The organism is Geobacillus zalihae, from assembly GCF_030414215.1.
Lineage (GTDB): Bacteria > Bacillota > Bacilli > Bacillales > Anoxybacillaceae > Geobacillus > Geobacillus zalihae.
Map to the genome: position 1 here is coordinate 834,418 of NZ_CP129217.1, position 16,849 is coordinate 851,266.

Here is a 16,849-nt window from a genome sequence, read left to right on the forward strand (position 1 = left end):
CACCGATGTCTAACGGTGGTAGGTAATCGCCTGCCGTCCCATTTGAACCCAAGCGTCGATAAAGTCTTGTTTCGGCGCTTTTTGGTTTTTGACAGCGGTCAATGGATCATTGAAATAAATATACTGCTCATCGTATCCCGTAATGAGCACCGCGTGTTCCCGGTACGTGATTTTGATCGGGCCTTGCGGGGTTTGCCATTCCCGAAAGGCAGAGGGAGGAAGAGGACGAAAGGTGGTGTTGGTGATCACCCAAACCGGTGTGCCTTTGGCCAAGTATGTATAGATGTTCTCAAACGATTGCCCTGTTAAGTCGACGATTTGGTTCGGCAAGTACCGCTCAGCCAACTGCTTGATCGGCTTATGGTACACGCCGTATCCAGGCTTCGATAACGTATACATATCGCCGACAAACCCTTCATTTGGGTGTCCGTAAAACACTTGGCCATTCCGCACTTGATAGGGAGTAGGGTTTTTCTTGATTTGTTTCGCCAACGTCATCTTATCGACGCGAATGCCCGCATGATTCAAGAGCATGGCCAAGCTGGTTACTTCGCATCCCCTCGGCAGTTCCGGAAGCTGAGACAAAAGGGGAGCGTCAATCAGGACGGATGTCTTTAGCGATTGTTTCTTTGAAGCGGCAGCTGATCGATTCGCCTCCTTTGCTTGATTGCTCGGGGACGGGTCGGTTTCTCTGCTGTTTCTGTTCTGTATGAAGGCTTTGATGGCATCGCCTATCTGGGCCGAGCTTGCATAATAGGATAATGAGGCGGCCAATAGCAAGAAACACGAAATATACAATCCGAGCGACCGTTGATTCATCCTCCCGTTCAGAGGGCTTCTCAAGAGAACAAAACAAAGGGAAACGATGAGAAAAGTCAAAAAAAGGATAAACGCTAACAAGCCATTCTCAACTCCTTTGTAATACGTGTGTGTTTTTATCGTAACAGATCGATGTGCAAAAATGGTGAAATTCACACTTTCTCCATACTTTATCGTTAATATTATGAGGAACTGAAAATCTTGCAAGCAGTGTTCCTGAAAAAATGGAAACAGATTGTTTTTGAAACTTGACGTTGTGTACGATAGAATGAAAGTATGGTTCATCACCAAAAGATGTACTTGACTTTTAAAGACAAACATGATAGCAATGTTGCTCAAAGAGATGTGTGGTATAAAAAGGAAAAATGCTGTTTTGATTTTCTCTATCATAATCGTCTTTCTTTGTCAAGTACACTTTGTGGTGAAGAGCCGAAAGTATCTTTGTATCCATAATTTTAGTTTTAAACAAAAAGGTTTTTCGTTTAGTTTTTGGATTCTTCTTAGCAAAGTGGAGGGACAATCATCGCCATGTGCGGTTTTATTGGCTGTATTCATGATCGCCCGAGAGCGATTGAGCAAACATGGAAAACAACGTTGATGGAGATGAACCGCCTGATTACCCATCGCGGCCCCGACGATGAGGGGTATTTTTTTGATGAATACGTGAGTTTTGGCTTTCGGCGGCTGAGCATCATCGATCTGGAGGCGGGGCATCAGCCGCTGTCTTATGAAAACGATCGATATTGGATCATTTTTAACGGGGAAATTTACAACTATCTTGAATTGCGGGAGGAGCTGGCGGCGAAAGGATATTCGTTTGCGACGCATTCGGATACTGAGGTGATTGTCGCCCTTTACAGCGCCGAAAAAGAAAAAGCGGTCGAAAAACTGCGCGGGATGTTTGCGTTTGTCATTTGGGACAAGCAAGAGAAAACGGTGTTTGCGGCGCGCGATCCGTTCGGCATTAAGCCGTTTTTTTATGCGGAGCAAGGAGACCGCACGTTTTTCGCTTCGGAAAAGAAAAGCATCTTGCTCGCTCTGGGACAGGAGTCGCTAAACGGCGATTCCCTGCAGCATTATTTAACATTCCAATATGTCCCTGAGCCGCTGACGATGTCGGCCGGCATTTACAAGCTGGAGCCGGGGCATTATCTCAAGAAACAAGTCGGAAAACCGCTCACGATTCATCGTTATTGGAAGGCATCCTTCGACCCCATTCGCCAATCGGAAGAGGAGCTTGTCAAGCAAATCCGCGATGCGCTGTTTGATTCGGTCAGCGTCCATATGCGCAGCGATGTGCCGGTCGGTGCGTTTTTGTCGGGAGGCATTGATTCATCGTTCATCGTCGCCATCGCGAAACAATTCCATCCGCACCTGAAGACCTTTTCCGTCGGATTTGAGCGGGAAGGGTTCAGCGAAATTGATGTCGCAAAAGAAACCGCAGAGAAGCTTGGGGTAGACAACATTAGCTATGTCATCTCACCGCAGGAGTATATGGAAGAGCTACCGAAAATTATGTGGCATATGGACGATCCGCTTGCCGATCCTGCGGCGGTGCCGCTTTATTTTGTCGCTCGTGAGGCGAGAAAGCATGTCACGGTTGTGCTTTCTGGCGAAGGGGCGGACGAGCTGTTCGGCGGTTACAACATTTACCGCGAACCAGAGTCGCTGCGGCTGTTTGTGCGTATGCCAAACATCGTAAAAGCGGTGTTGCGGATGATCGCGAAGCTGCTTCCGGACGGGATGAAAGGAAAAAGCTTTTTGGAGCGCGGCACGACGCCGCTTGAAGAGCGGTATGTCGGCAATGCCAAAATCTATAGCGAAAAGGAAAAAGCGGCGCTGCTCAAAACGTACCGAGGAGGGTGCGAATATACGGCGGTGACGGCTCCGTTTTACCGCGAAACGCTTCATGACCCGCCCGTCAACCGGATGCAGTATATTGATCTTCATACATGGCTAAGGGGCGATATTTTAGTCAAAGCGGACAAAATGACGATGGCCCATTCGCTTGAGCTGCGCGTTCCCTTTTTAGACAAAAAGGTATTTGAGGTTGCTAGGCAAATCGCCCCTGATATGAAGATAGCCAACGGTACGACGAAATATATTTTACGTAAAGCCGCCGAAGGCATCGTGCCGGATCATGTGTTAAACCGGAAAAAATTAGGGTTCCCCGTGCCGATTCGCCACTGGCTGAAAAACGAAATGTATGACTGGGCGAGACAGCTCATCCACGAAAGCGAAACCGATCATCTGTTCCATAAGGATGTGCTCCATCGGCTGCTGGATGAACATGCCCGCCACAAGGCGGACCACAGCCGCAAGCTGTGGACGGTGTTGGCGTTTATGGTTTGGCATCAAGTGTATGTGGAAAAGAAGTACGATTTTGCTTCATCCGCACAAAGCGAGGAGCGGCCAGCGTCTGTTTTGGAGGCGTAGCAGGGAAACGACAGGGCGTTCTAAGGGCGACACCTAGAACGCCTTTTTCGATGGTGCGGACAGTTTCCTTGCCTTTGGCGAAGCGAAAGAGAAAATTTGCTTTCTCCCGCTCTTGCAATTTTCCCGGTTTTGGTATATGCTTGTTCCATCAGGATGCTAAATACTATATATTGGTTTTGAAGTCTTGTTGTACAACTACATATCGTTCTGCCAAGCAATGGTGTCCATCAGGACTTAATAGGGAATCCGGTGTGAATCCGGAACTGCCCCCGCAACTGTATGTGCGGACGAAATGGGATGGCCACTGGCGGCAAGAGCCGTTCGGCGCGCCGCTGGGAAGGCCCCAAAGTAGGACGATGCACGAGTCAGGAGACCTGCCTTGCTTGGAACGTTTCATGTTCTTCGGGGTGTGAGAAGATGAAACGATAGGGGAAAAGAAAAAGGGTTTCGTATGCCTTTTTTCCGTCTGTCGTTTCATCCGCTCGCCTGCCCGAGCGGATTTTTTATTGAAGGAGTGGGGAAACGAATGACCGTATTGACGAAAACGATCATCCTCGATGACCAAGGGAAGCCGGTTTCGTTTTCACGTGAAGAGTTTGCGTCGCTGATTGGGCAAGCCGCCGCTGGATTCGGCCGTCTGTCGCTTGATGAATACGTCGAGCGTGTTTGGCAGCTTCTTAGCCGAAAGGAGTCCGTCACGGTAGAACAGCTGCACCAAACGGCTATTTTGGAAGGACTTTCTTACATTGATGAAGAGGAGCCGGACTGGACGTTTGTGTGCGCCCGGCTGTATTTGCGGCAATTGTACCGTGAAGCGGCGCGGCAGCGCGGGTACGATGAACGCGAGCGGTATGGCGATTTCTACTCGCTGCTTGTTGCGCTGACGGAACAAGGGGTGTACAGTCCGTTCTTGCTTGAACGTTATACGAAAGAAGAAGTCGACGCCATCGGTGCGTTTCTTGATCCGGAGAAGGACAAGCTGTTTACGTACATTGGGCTGCGCACGCTCGCGGACCGGTATTTGGCGCGCGATTATGAGCGGCGGTTGTATGAATTGCCGCAGGAGCGGTTTTTGGTCATTGCCATGACGCTCATGGCGAATGAACCGCAAAAGCAGCGGCTTGCGCTCGTGAAGGAAGCGTATTGGGCGTTAAGCAACTTATACATGACCGTGGCGACGCCGACGCTTGCCAACGCTGGGAAGTCGTACGGCCAGCTCTCAAGCTGCTTTGTCGATACGGTCGATGACAGCTTGCAAGGAATTTATGACAGCAACACCGACATCGCCAACTTGTCGAAATCGGGCGGCGGCATCGGCGTCTATTTAGGCAAAATCCGTTCGCGCGGCAGCGACATCAAAGGGTTCAAAGGGGTTTCCTCCGGCGTCATCCCGTGGATGAAGCAGTTGAACAATACAGCGGTGAGCGTCGATCAGCTGGGGCAGCGCAAAGGGGCCATTTCCGTCTATTTGGATGTATGGCATAAAGACATTTTTGCGTTTCTCGATGCGCGGCTCAACAACGGCGACGAACGGCTGCGGACGCATGATTTGTTCACCGGCGTGTGCATTCCGGACTTGTTCATGGAGCAAGTCGAACAGCGCGGCGACTGGTACTTGTTTGATCCGCATGAAGTGCGGAAGGTGATGGGGTTTAGCTTGGAAGATTTTTATGATGAGGAAAAAGGGCGCGGGAGTTTCCGCGAGAAATATTGGCGATGCGTCAACGAACCAAGGCTGTCGAAAGAAAAAGTGCCGGCGATCGACGTGATGAAAAGCATTATGCGCAGCCAGCTCGAGTCGGGGACGCCGTTTATGTTTTACCGCGATGAAGTGAACCGGCAAAACCCGAACCGCCATCTCGGGATGATCTACTGCAGCAACCTTTGCACGGAAATCGCGCAAAACCAAAGCCCGACAGTGACGAAGCGGCAATATGTGAAAGACGGGACGATCATCATTGAGAAAATCCCAGGCGATTTTGTCGTCTGCAACTTATCGTCGATCAACTTGGCGCGGGCGGTGACCGACGGCGTTTTGGCGCGGCTGATCCCGATTCAAATGCGGATGCTCGATAATGTCATTGATTTAAACAATATCCCTGTGCTGCAAGCCGGCCTGACGAACGAAAAATACCGCGCTGTCGGGCTTGGAACCTTTGGCTGGCATCATTTGTTGGCGTTAAAAGGCATTCGCTGGGAGTCGGACGAAGCGGTCCGCTATGCCGACGAGCTGTATGAAACGATCGCGTATTTGGCGATTCAAGCGAGCATGGAGCTCGCCAAAGAGAAAGGGAGCTACCCGGCGTTTCCAGGATCGGATTGGCAGACAGGCGCTTATTTTGAGCGGCGCGGCTACGAAAGCCACGGTGAATTGGATTGGGATCGGCTGAAGCAAGACGTGGCCCGCTATGGGATGCGAAACGGCTATGTGATGGCGGTGGCGCCGAACGCCTCGACGTCGATCATCGCCGGCAGTACAGCGAGCATTGACCCGATTTTCTTAAAAGTGTACGCCGAGGAAAAGAAAGATTATAAGATTCCCGTTACGGTGCCGGATTTAAACGAACAGACGACATGGTATTACAAATCGGCGTACCATATCGACCAGCGCTGGAGCATCAAGCAAAACGCCGCCCGCCAGCGCCATATCGACCAAGCCATCTCCTTTAACTTCTACGTCGTGAACACGATTAAGGCAAAAGAGCTGCTCGATTTGCATTTGACGGCGTGGAAGTCGGGGCTGAAAACGACGTATTACGTGCGTTCGACATCGGGGACGATCGACGAGTGCGATTCTTGCGCGAGCTGACGGTCTTCCCCCGGACGTTGCCGATTCCGGGGAAAGATTCACGCCGAAGCTTAGCTGAAAGGGAGGAATGGATCATGACAATCAGCTTAGTCAAACGGCCGATTATGGATCCAGAGGCGCCGAACCGTTCGACGGGCATCATCAACGGCCGCTGCTCGAATGTGTTGAACTGGGACGATATCGCCTACCCATGGGCGTATGCGAAATATAAGCGAATGCTCGCCAACTTTTGGACGCCGTTTGAAATCAATATGGCCCAAGATGTGAAGCAGTTTCCGCAGCTGACCGCCCGCGAACAGGAGGCGTTTTTGAAAATCATCGGCCTGTTGGCGCTGCTTGACAGCATTCAAACCGATTACGCGGGACGTGTGGCGGATTACATTACCGATCCAAGCATCAATGCCTTGATGATCATGCTTGCCCAGCAGGAAGTCATTCACAACCATTCGTATTCGTACGTGCTCTCGAGCCTTGTGCCGAAAGCAAAGCAAGATGAAGTGTTCGACTTTTGGCGAAACGAACCGACGCTGCGCAAGCGGAACGATTTTGTGACGAACGGCTACAAGGCGTTTGCCGAAGAGCCGAATGTGGAGAACTTGCTGCGGTCGATCGTCTTTGACGTTATTTTAGAAGGATTGTTTTTCTACTCGGGGTTCGCCTTTTTCTACAACCTCGCGCGCCAGCAAAAAATGGTGGCGACGAGCACGATGATCAATTACATCAACCGTGACGAGCACATTCATGTTGATTTGTTTACAAAAATTTTCAAGGAAGTGTTGAACGAATACCCGGAGTATCGGACGCCGGAGCTTGCCGATTTCGTCCGGAACACGTTTATGAAAGCGGCAGAGCTGGAAATCGAATGGGCTCGGGAAATCATTGGGAATGACATCGATGGCATCGACTTGGCTGATTTGGAAGCGTACATTAAGTTTTACGCCAACGTCCGCGCCCACCAGCTCGGATTTGACCGCCCGTTTGACGGCTACCGGACGAACCCGCTCCGCTGGATTAAAGCGTATGAAGAAGTCGACCTCGGCAAATCAGACTTCTTCGAGCAAAAACCGCGCCAATATACGAAAGTGCAAGTGGATAATGGGTTTGATGAGCTGTAAGGAAAACCGCGTTGGGGCATCGTCCAACGCGGTTTTTTACCGGAAAACATGATTAACGGAGGGATTCTCGCTGCATTATACAATGGGGAAGAGAAAAGGAAAAGAGATGTTGCGGCTTGTTGTCGGACGGTAGGCTTGGGCGCCTTACCTTGGTATAATGAGAAAAAACGTCCTTGTGAACTACCCACCACCTACGCTTCGCTTAGAGATGGGGGCTTCGAGCGACTTGTGTGTGTTCGCCGAACGGTAAGCCACACACAAGAACCCTTTACGCTTCCCTTCGTTCCGAAGGTGTCCGTTCTAGCCATATTCTATCCTATTCGTTGGCTGACGCCAACCGACATTCATCTCCCACTTTCACTTCGCTTCGAAGTGGGAGACTTCTTTCGGAAAGATGTTAAATTGAACATTTACGAAGAAGAGAGCGGTAAGTGCAGGAAAACGGTGCGTTGCGACGGTGCTCCAAGGCTTTCCGTTTTTTAGGAAGAACGGCAGCGGGCGTTTTGGCGGGACAGATGGTGCCAAGCAGTCTTAAAGCGTGAGTGGACGATGAGGATATAAGAGGGCATTCGATGGTGTGTATCGTTCTGTGTCGCTGGCGCGCGAGCAGCCCACCTGATGAAAGGGTGAGCTGTTTCCGTTCAGAGCATACATTGTTCGTGGCGATGTTTCGCGTCTGTTCAAGGGGAATGGCGACATCAAGGCAAGCGGTCAAACAATATCCCCGAGCCGCTCTTTTCCGTGCTGACGGCTGACGAGTTCGTCGAGCTGGCGGATTTTTTTCCACGCTAAGTCGTCGCTGATCGTTCGATAATGGTGGCGGCCGCCGGGCTCCTCGTCGGCTTCGTCGGCCCATTTGACGATGGCTTGAAGCGGCGTTCGTTTCCATTCTCCTTCTGGAAGGTAGGAATCGGTATGAAGCAAAATCGCCAGGGCAATTTCCTTAGCGTTTTGCGGATGTTCGCCAAGGCGGATCAGCAGCTTATGGGCGCGCTCGGCCCCTTTGATGGCATGGATGTCGTTTTGCCGGTATTGTTCGTAGTCCCAACGGCCGTTTTTGTACCATGTGTAATGGCCGATATCATGAAGCAGTGCCGCTTTTGTCGCCAAGTCGACGTTCACTCCGTGGCGGAGGGCAAGGTGGTAGGCATGGTACGCCGCGGTGATGGCGTGGGCGAGGCCGGATCGTTTTAAATATTTTTGCGCAATCGGATGGGCAAAGACGTCGGTTAAGGTGACCGTTCTCATAGGCATCCCCTCCGTTTTTTGTATTTCTCACCATCATACCATGGCGTAAAGAGTCAGGCAATGAGAGAAAGTAGGTGGGAGCGGTTGCATGGGAAAAAATAAGCCGATCGTGCTAAAATAGCGCTCGGCTTATTGGATTTGTGCTTGGCAGGCAAGCCGTTTGGCTGGTTGATCCGTTTTTTCGCGCTCGCGCCGCGTTTTCGGAGCGAGAAGGTGAGCGCCGGCCAGAACGGTGACCATGCAACGGCCACACGTTCCTTTTTTGCATTTGTGATCGAGCAGAACACCTTGTCCTAGGGCGGCGTCAAGAAGCGAAACGCCGGGGGCTGGCTGCACGGTGAACGTTTTCCCTTTTTGTTCGATTTGAATGACAAACCAAATTCAGTTGAACCATTGAAAATCAAATCGTCCTCGAGCAGCGTGCACTGCTGGGCGGCGTTGGCGGCGGCGGAAAAGTCGATCGGGCTGCCGAGCTGTTTCGCCTGTTCAATGTCACTTCGAATGTCACCTTTTCTCCTGGTCCGGAATAAAACAGAATAAGGAACATTGCCCACTTGATATGCGGCGCGATTCCGGCGATAATGGAAACGATGTGGAATGAATGCCGCCAAGCGGCATGGAATGAGCGAAGAAGGTGAGACAGAACGATGAAACGTGCGGAACATATTTATCAAAGACTCGTAGAGATTTGTGGGGAAAGAAACGTCCTGCGCGATGAGCCGATGAAAAACCATACATTAGTGCGGATCGGCGGCAAGGCTGATTTTCTCGTTTGGCCGGAAACGTACGAGCAAGTCATCGAGGTGCTGCGGCTGAAAGAGGAGTACGGCCTGCCGTTTACCCTTCTCGGCAACGGTTCGAACGTCATCATCCGCGACGGCGGGCTGCGCGGCATTGTCATGCAGCTGAAGCATCTCAACCGCATTTGGCGTGAAGGAAACAACGTGATCGCCCAAAGCGGGGCGGATATTAAAGCGGTGTCGCGGTTCGCGCTCGAACAACATCTCACCGGGTTGGAGTTCGCCTGCGGCATTCCGGGGTCGGTCGGCGGGGCGATTATGATGAACGCCGGAGCGTACGGCGGGGAAGTGAAAGATGTGCTTGACCATGTCAAGGTGGCGACGCTCGCCGGCGAGTTGAAAACATTGACAAACGAGGAACTGGAGCTCGGTTATCGAACAAGCATCATCAGCCGGACGCATGATATTGTGCTTGAAGTCGTCTTTTCCCTGCAGCCGGGCGACTATGCACAAATCAAGGCGAAAATGGATGATTTAACATTTCAGCGCGAATCGAAACAGCCGCTTGAGTATCCGTCGGTCGGCAGCGTGTTTAAGCGGCCGCCGGGCTATTTCGCCGGCAAGCTCATTCAAGACAGCGGCCTTCAGGGAAAAGGATTCGGCGGTGCGGAAGTGTCGACGAAGCATGCAGGATTCATTATTAACAAAAACAATGCGACGGCTGCCGATTACATCGCGACGATCGACATGGTGCGCAAAACAGTGAAAGAAAAATTCGGGGTCGATCTGGAATTAGAAGTCAAAATTATTGGCGAGGAATGACGGAGGATCCGAATCCGGTTTGCGGGTTCGGATTTTTCTTATTTCGCCGAGAGGAAAAATGAAACAAACCGCCAATAGGTAAGCCCGAGTTCGACAGTCACTAGGCAAACAAAATGCCTCTCGCCCCTTGATACAAAAGGGATCGGAGGCATTTGGGCACACTTCGGGCGTGTATCTAGGTGCGAGGGTGGATGCCTAGAATCTTTGGAGGAGGTTCCAGCCCTAGAGCCGCAAGGAATAGCGCTTGTTTGGCCGTCAGTTCGGTTCGTTGATAAAGGTCGCCGTTTTTTGAAGAAAAATGTCCAAGCATGAGACGCTCGCATTCGTCTCTTACTTTCGGCCACGATTCATGAGTTCGGATCTCCACGATCCGAACCAGCAAGAGAGCCAGCCAACTGAGCAGCACATGCGCCCGGATACGGTCTTCCAAGCGATGATACATGGGGCGCAGCTCGAGTGTTGATTTCAACGTCCGAAAGGCCTGCTCGATATCCACCAGTTGCTTATACCCGAGCGCGACATCCTCGGCAGACAAGGTGTCATCGGAGGTTCGGATGAGATATTTGCCATCGTACTTTTCCGCTTCACGAACCGCTTGCTTGTCGATGCGAAGCGTTCCATCCTTCAATTGACGCAAGTATTTTCCGTAGGACGGATGGGAACGCAGCCGGCAGGTGGCCTTATGATGAGCTTCATTGGGGAGTTGGCGAAGCCCCTCCAACTCCTCTTTCAGCGATTCGAGCAGCTTTTCCCGTTCCTTGCGTTGGCGTTCGGCTTCGCTGGGATTGTACACGAGAACATAGCGCTGACGCGCTTCTCCGTCGCCCACGATGATTTCTTTGATATGCAAGTTCTCGCGAACTTGTTGGTAGCGCCCGCGACGGTTTAGGGCCTCTTCGACGGCAGCTTTGCCGGACCGCATCTTTTCGCCGACAATGTAGTGTCCCCCGGCCTGTTGCAAGATTCGCAAATTCTCTTCAGACGAAAATCCGCGGTCCATCACGCTGATCACACGCCCAAGCTTCCAGCCAATCAAGTCTTGTTTCACCTGTTTGATGACCGTCATATCCATCGTATTGCCAGGCCATACCCAAGCGCGAATGGGGACTCCTTCCCGGGTAACGGCCAGTCCAATGACGATTTGGACCAAATCGGGACGCTTATCTTTGGAAAACCCCTGCTTTCGAAGCGATTCTCCTTCTGGTGTTTCGGATGGATCCACTTCGAAGTACGACGAAGTCGTATCAAAGTAAATCAAATCGACTTCCAGGTTCAATAAATCGGCCACGGCATGGAACACTTGGCGTTCCAATTCCGGCTGCACAGCCAGCAGCTCATCCATCGCCCGGTACAACTGGTGGCTGGCGACTTGGGGAAGATGAGGGATATGCACGTCTTTCTCCACCCACTCCTCCATCGCCAACTTGCTTGACGGATGAAGGGCACGATTCGCCACCATGGCAAAAATCAGCCGTTCCAACGGAATCTGATGATGTCGGGAGGCAAACAAGGAGTGGAGAATCTCTCCCAATCCCAGTTGTCTCCAGAGCTGATCCAAAAGCCAAGCGCCACCAAGGCGTTTGCTTGATTGAAACTGAAAGTCATCCGACACTTCTCCTGTCAACGTCTCGATTTCCCAAGCCTGCTCAGGAGAAAGGAATCGCGAAATGCTTTTGGCCAGACGCTCCAAGACAGCGCGATCCACCTCGTCTTCGCGCCCAAACGAATAAATCACCTTCGCTTTCGCATATTTGGCCTTCGGATCCCATTCGTTGTGAGCAAGCTGGAGATACGCCACGGTCGTTCCATCTTTGTTTTTGCGTGTTACTCGCCGTATGTACATGCCTATATTATAACCGATATTCAGCTGTTTTAAAAGTTAAAATAAACAAGTCGTGTGCCTATGAAATTCAGTGTTTTTTTCTAGGATCCGCATCGCGAAATCTTTGATATAACAGCATTTTGGCCATTTTCATTTGCCTAAAATGGCCTCAAAACTGTCGAACTCGGGGTAAGAAAAGGGATTATGAATGGGGGGAGAGGATGAACCTTTATTTCATGATCAATCCAGCCGCCAAAAACGGCCGGTCCGTGTCGATTTGGAAGCAGCTGCAACCGCTGCTCGATCGGGAAGGAATCGCCTACCAGGCATATTGGACGACCCGAAAGGGGGAAGGAAAGGAAATCGCCCGACGAATTGGCGAGGAAAGCGCTGAGCCGACGGTGATCGCGGCGGTCGGGGGCGACGGGACCGTGCATGAAGTGGTGAACGGAGCGGGTTCGTTTCCGCACGTTGCGATTGGCTGCATTCCGGCCGGAACGGGAAACGACTTTGTCCGCGGCTTCCGGCTTGCCCGAACATCGAAACAGGCGCTCCAACGGCTGTTGAGTGACGTTCGGCTAGGCAGGGTTTTGTCTTTCGATCTCGGCCGTTTTGCCAGCAGCGCCGTGCCCGACGGCGCGTTTGCCAACAGCGTCGGCTGCGGTTTTGACGCCCATATCGCCCGCATGGCCAACCGTTCGGCATGGAAAGGGCGGTTCAATCGTTTTGGGCTTGGCTCGCTTATTTACGTGCTTTATTTAGTGATAGAGCTATTCCGCTATCGACCCGTCGATCTTGACATTTGCATTGACGGGCGAAACTATTCATTTCAGCAAGCTTGGATGGCGACTGTGTCCAATCATCCGTACTACGGCGGAGGTATGCGCATCGCCCCGTCCGCCCGGGGTGATGACGGCTTGCTTCATGTGACGGTCGTAGGGCCGATGCAGCGTTGGAAAATTCTTGCGCTGTTTTTAACAACCCATACGCCGTAAGTCCCCCACCTCTAAGCGAAGCGTAGGTGGGGGATACACGGCGTTCTTTTTTTTACTTTTGATCAAAAAAAAGAAAAAAATGGGTAAATCAATGAAAAAGAATATATATTTTCGAAAATAAATACTTTATATTAGTAAGTAAGGAGGTGAAAATATGTACCGAACCGTAAAAACAAGCTTTTCTGCGAACAAAGAAACTATAGAGAAATTATTCCACATCCGACGGATTTGTGGGGTGATTTGGAATGATTGTGTGCAATTAGCCCGTTATTATTATCGTTTAGGGAATCATTGGATCACCCAAACCGAATTACAAAAAGAGCTAAAAGGCAAATACCCTATTCACAGTCAAACCATCCAAGCCGTCGCTCATAAATTTTTGCAAGCAAGGGATTCTGCCAAAGAAGCAAGAAAAAGTGATAAAAACATCCGTTTCCCTTACAAAATGAAGAAAACCTTCAACCCAAAATGGGTCGATCAAGCTTTTTCGATAGAAAAAAACACCCTTTACTTAAGTCTCGGCAACACGAAAGGACCGGATGGAAAGCGCCTTCCTAAATTAAAAATAAAACTCCACCATGTTCCGGAAGGGGAAGTCAAAGAAGTCGAACTCGTCTATGACCGAGGACTCAAGTTTTGTTTGTCTTATGAGGACGGAAAACAAGCATCTTCTTCTACTGGAACCAACATCGCCGCTGTTGACCAAGGAGAGATTCACGCCATCAGTGCCGTCAGTGAAAACGGAAGCAGCATCATCATCACCGGAAGAAAAATGCGTTCCATTCATCGATTGAGAAATAAAAAATTGGCAGAACTGCAAAAACTGATGTCCCGCTGCAAAAAAGGATCAAGGAAATGGAAAACATATAACCGTGCGAAGCAATATATTTTATCGAAAAGCGAAGCACAACTGAAAGACTGTTTGCATAAAACGACGAAAGAATTTGTGGACTGGTGTTTGGAGCAACAAATCAAACATGTCGTTGTTGGTGATGTCGAAGGAGTACAGCGCAATACCAAAAAGAAACGAAATAAAAATACGAATCAGAAATTGTCCAACTGGAGTTTTGGCAAACTCTATGACTATTTGAAATACAAATTAGAAGCCAAAGGCATTACCATTGAAAAGGTGGATGAATCTTACACGTCACAAACATGCCCTGTTTGTGGAAAACGAAACAAAGTGAAAAATCGCAATTATCGTTGTGCTTGCGGTTACGAGCAGCATCGCGACATTCACGGCGCAAGCAATATCTTAACAAAATATTTATACGGGAAAATGATCCCGATTTCCATTCAACCGCCAACGTATCTACGGATCACGTAAGTGAGAAGTAGTAGATGGGTCGGACCGCCCCTATGGGAGGAGAAATCCGTTCGCACCATAGTTGCTTACGGTGGGAGGCAAGATGTCGGGAGATATCTGCCGTTATGACCACTAGGGATTGAGTTCCCTGTCTAAAACTAATCAAGAAGATGGTGTTGCGCGTTGCGGACACCAAGAAACGTTGTTTCGCTTCTTCTTGGTTGGTTTTCGACAAGAAACCCCCACTTCGACGCCTACAGGCGTAAGTGGGGGAGGTTCATCCGTATTTTGGGGCGGGCATGTGCGAATGAAAGAAGTTTCCGTGTTTGCCGGGCGGAACGTGCACATTCGCCCTGCCGCTCCTGTCCCCGTTCACGCTGATGGAGAGGAAGCGGGGGTGGGAGAGGTGTCGGCTTGGATTGAGGCTAAAAGGATGCGAGTCATTGGCGCGGAACTCGGTGGATGATGAGGGCGTATGTGAAAAGAGAAAGGGGGAGTGAGGAGACAAGTGGTGGGGAAGCGGATGGTCATGTTTGATGTCGTATTCTATGTGGTGTTTCCGATCATGCTCTGGCATGCATTGCGCAGCCCGGTCGGGGAGTACGGGGCGATGTTGATTTGTACCGTGCCGGGAGCGGTTTATACCGTTTATCGCTATTGGCGTATTCGCAAAGTGCAATGGTTCGGCACGTTTTTGATTGTTAATCTGGCCGTTAGTACGCTGTTGAACATATTCGCTGGCTCTGCGTTGCAGATGTTATGGAATGACGTCTGGTACTCGATTGTTTTGTCTGTCTTTTTTTTTGGTGACGGTCGTTGTCAAGCGCCCGTTGTTGCTTTATTTTTCTCTTGATTTTGTGGAAATGCAGGGGGCTCCGCGCTCGGTCATGAAAAGACGGTTTTTGGAACGTGATGTCTTTTCACTTTTTCAATGGATCACTGTTGGTTTTGCTTTGCGCGACGGGCTGTTGGCGGCGATTAAGGCGTACTTGATCGTTCGCTACGACGTCGAAGCGTTTGACCGTGCGATTGTCATTCGCGAAGGCATTGGTTGGGGGATCACGATTCTCTGTATGTTGGGGTTTGTCCGTATTTCGAAAATCATCTCGGAGCGGGAGAACCGCCATCATTCGACGTGAGCGTAAAGGAGAGAAGCGGTCGAAAGCAAAACGGGCAACTGAAGAAACAGGGAAAAGGGAGCGGCGTTGCACATGGCCAAACGCCAAGAGGGTGTCCCAAAAGGATCAGGACACCCCCTTTCGTCTCTCTATATACGGCATTGACCGCTTCTTCCGCACTATATTTCGTGTCTATCTTGAAGTCAGACAGCCTTTTGGGTCAGCCCCTTTCTCATCTTAAATGAAGAACTCATAATACGCAGGTGGCGGGAGTATGTCATTCGGAACTCATTTTCTATTGTTTTCTTGCTTGTTCTGTTTCCCTTGGCCTGCCGGATGGTCGGCTTTCACTTGCGGTGCAGCTGCCTGCTTCAGTTGTTGTGAATGGGAAACCGAGACACGAGACTCTGTTTGTTTGTTCACAGCAACCGCCGCTTGGTGTTTTTGACCGTTTGCTTTGGCGCTGGCAGCAGTTTTATGGTACATATTCCCTTTTGTTTCTATCTTGATCGCTTGCGTGGGGGACGAGTTCGTTTCTATTTTTGTGCTGGTGTTCGTTTGTTCATTTTGTTGAACCGCTGTCTCGTCTTCCGCCGGTGCGCTATTTTTCGACTGTGGGAGCGAAAAATCAGGCGAAAGAAACAGAAAAATAGGAAAGAAAGGGAAATGGTGAGAGTTCCTTCACGGTTTGGCAGTCAACCGCTTGTTTGCTATAATGGAAACAAGTTTGACAAAGACGATATCCGAGGCGGCTCCTGCCAATTTGTTTGGTGGGAGTTTGTTTTTGCGATGAGCGCCCGGCAGGGGAAAACGGGATGGCCAATGCCATGCCGAGCGAAAACGAAAGGAGCAAACCGGTTATGACGGAGCGGGTGGATGATATTGTTGAGGTTTGTTTATTAGCGGGAAAATTGATGCTTGAAAGCGGCGGAGAGACGTATCGGGTGGAAGATACAATGACGCGCATCGCTGCTTCGTTTGGCATGCCGCGCTCCCATGGTTATGTCACACCAACGGCCATTATTTTTTCTATTGAAGGGACAGACTCAACCAGATTGATCCGCATTTCCGAGCGTTCGACTGATTTAGCGAAAGTGGCGGTCGTGAACGATATTTCCCGGCGCATCAGCCGCGGTGAATTGACGCTTGAAAAGGCGCGAAAGGAGCTCGAGGATATCGGGCGCGCCCCGATGGGTTACCCTCTTTGGCAGCAAACCGCCGCCGCAGCGTTAGCGAGTGCTTGTTTTGCGTCATTGATTGGAGGGATGGTTCACTTTTTCCCATCGCTTTTTTCCGGAGGGGTGGCATTTTGGTGTTTTGAGATGGTGCATCGGTTTGTGAAAATCCGATTCTTCGCTGAATTTTTTGCCGCTTTTGTCGCCGGTGGGATCGTGCTGTTGATGGAAAGGGCCGGATTTGTCAGGGACGTAGGAAACATGATGATTGGCTCGGTGATGCCGCTCGTGCCGGGGCTGGCGATTACCAATGCGGTGCGCGATTTAATGGCCGGCCATTTGATCGCCGGTTTGTCGCGCGGTGCTGAGGCGTTTTTGACGGCGTTTGCGATCGGCACTGGCATCGCCTTTGTTTTATCTATTCGATGATAGGGAGCACAGGTC

Annotated in this window: 14 protein-coding genes, 1 pseudogene and 1 riboswitch; of the genes and pseudogenes, 10 read left to right on the forward strand and 5 right to left on the reverse strand. The window is 50.6% G+C overall.

Annotation, left to right across the window (positions count from 1 at the left end; genetic code table 11):
- Positions 1 to 9 precede the first annotated feature (9 nt).
- Positions 10 to 900, reverse strand: a complete 891-nt coding sequence (locus QWV57_RS04350) for a C39 family peptidase (RefSeq protein WP_060788693.1) — start codon at positions 898 to 900, stop codon at positions 10 to 12.
- Positions 901 to 1,347: 447 nt separating this feature from the next.
- On the opposite strand from QWV57_RS04350, the gene asnB reads away from it, so the two are divergent.
- The 3 genes from asnB (at position 1,348) to QWV57_RS04365 (ending at position 7,179) form a co-directional block, all read left to right on the forward strand.
- Positions 1,348 to 3,255 (forward strand): asparagine synthase (glutamine-hydrolyzing), encoded by a 1,908-nt coding sequence (asnB, locus tag QWV57_RS04355; RefSeq protein WP_060788692.1) that lies wholly within the window; start codon positions 1,348 to 1,350, stop codon positions 3,253 to 3,255.
- A 200-nt stretch (positions 3,256 to 3,455) separates the two neighbouring features.
- A riboswitch (cobalamin riboswitch) is annotated at positions 3,456 to 3,651 on the forward strand.
- Between the two features lie 55 nt (positions 3,652 to 3,706).
- Positions 3,707 to 6,064: a ribonucleoside-diphosphate reductase subunit alpha gene (locus QWV57_RS04360; protein WP_083509315.1), complete on the forward strand. Its 2,358-nt coding sequence runs from the start codon at positions 3,707 to 3,709 to the stop codon at positions 6,062 to 6,064.
- Positions 6,065 to 6,138: 74 nt separating this feature from the next.
- On the forward strand, positions 6,139 to 7,179 hold the full coding sequence (locus QWV57_RS04365; protein ID WP_047757707.1) for a ribonucleotide-diphosphate reductase subunit beta: 1,041 nt from the start codon (positions 6,139 to 6,141) through the stop codon (positions 7,177 to 7,179).
- A gap of 711 nt (positions 7,180 to 7,890) precedes the next feature.
- Here the strand turns inward: QWV57_RS04365 and QWV57_RS04370 are convergent.
- The 3 genes and pseudogenes from QWV57_RS04370 to QWV57_RS04380 all read right to left on the reverse strand — a co-directional run.
- Positions 7,891 to 8,427, reverse strand: coding sequence for an HD domain-containing protein (locus QWV57_RS04370; protein WP_013146000.1), 537 nt, complete (start codon positions 8,425 to 8,427; stop codon positions 7,891 to 7,893).
- Positions 8,428 to 8,556: 129 nt separating this feature from the next.
- Entirely contained in the window at positions 8,557 to 8,763 is a 207-nt protein-coding gene (locus QWV57_RS04375; RefSeq protein WP_020754493.1) for a 2Fe-2S iron-sulfur cluster-binding protein, read from the reverse strand.
- An 8-nt stretch (positions 8,764 to 8,771) separates the two neighbouring features.
- Positions 8,772 to 8,921: pseudogene (locus tag QWV57_RS04380) on the reverse strand (encapsulin); the annotation flags it as partial.
- Between the two features lie 153 nt (positions 8,922 to 9,074).
- Here QWV57_RS04380 and murB point away from each other — a divergent pair.
- Positions 9,075 to 9,989 carry a UDP-N-acetylmuramate dehydrogenase gene (gene murB / locus QWV57_RS04385; protein WP_015374224.1) on the forward strand — a complete coding sequence of 305 codons (915 nt, stop codon included), beginning with the start codon at positions 9,075 to 9,077 and terminating at the stop codon, positions 9,987 to 9,989.
- 175 nt (positions 9,990 to 10,164) lie between these two features.
- Here the strand turns inward: murB and QWV57_RS04390 are convergent, their stop codons facing one another.
- Positions 10,165 to 11,832, reverse strand: a complete 1,668-nt coding sequence (locus QWV57_RS04390; protein ID WP_023633822.1) for an IS1634 family transposase — start codon at positions 11,830 to 11,832, stop codon at positions 10,165 to 10,167.
- Positions 11,833 to 12,032: 200 nt separating this feature from the next.
- On the opposite strand from QWV57_RS04390, the gene QWV57_RS04395 reads away from it, so the two are divergent.
- From QWV57_RS04395 to QWV57_RS04420, 6 genes are all read left to right on the forward strand, one after another.
- Positions 12,033 to 12,806: a diacylglycerol/lipid kinase family protein gene (locus QWV57_RS04395; protein WP_301100796.1), complete on the forward strand. Its 774-nt coding sequence runs from the start codon at positions 12,033 to 12,035 to the stop codon at positions 12,804 to 12,806.
- A 154-nt stretch (positions 12,807 to 12,960) separates the two neighbouring features.
- The gene (locus QWV57_RS04400) at positions 12,961 to 14,133 is read left to right on the forward strand and encodes an RNA-guided endonuclease InsQ/TnpB family protein (RefSeq protein WP_020754490.1); all 1,173 of its coding nucleotides are present in this window, start codon (positions 12,961 to 12,963) and stop codon (positions 14,131 to 14,133) included.
- A 286-nt stretch (positions 14,134 to 14,419) separates the two neighbouring features.
- Positions 14,420 to 14,578, forward strand: coding sequence for a hypothetical protein (locus QWV57_RS04405; protein ID WP_235048605.1), 159 nt, complete (start codon positions 14,420 to 14,422; stop codon positions 14,576 to 14,578).
- Positions 14,579 to 14,623: 45 nt separating this feature from the next.
- A complete protein-coding gene (locus QWV57_RS04410; RefSeq protein WP_223810891.1) occupies positions 14,624 to 14,965 on the forward strand; it encodes a VC0807 family protein in 342 nt (113 codons plus the stop codon).
- Between the two features lie 34 nt (positions 14,966 to 14,999).
- Positions 15,000 to 15,251 carry a hypothetical protein gene (locus tag QWV57_RS04415; protein WP_223810892.1) on the forward strand — a complete coding sequence of 84 codons (252 nt, stop codon included), beginning with the start codon at positions 15,000 to 15,002 and terminating at the stop codon, positions 15,249 to 15,251.
- 839 nt (positions 15,252 to 16,090) lie between these two features.
- Entirely contained in the window at positions 16,091 to 16,834 is a 744-nt protein-coding gene (locus QWV57_RS04420) for a threonine/serine exporter family protein (RefSeq protein ID WP_301102011.1), read from the forward strand.
- Positions 16,835 to 16,849: the final 15 nt, after the last annotated feature.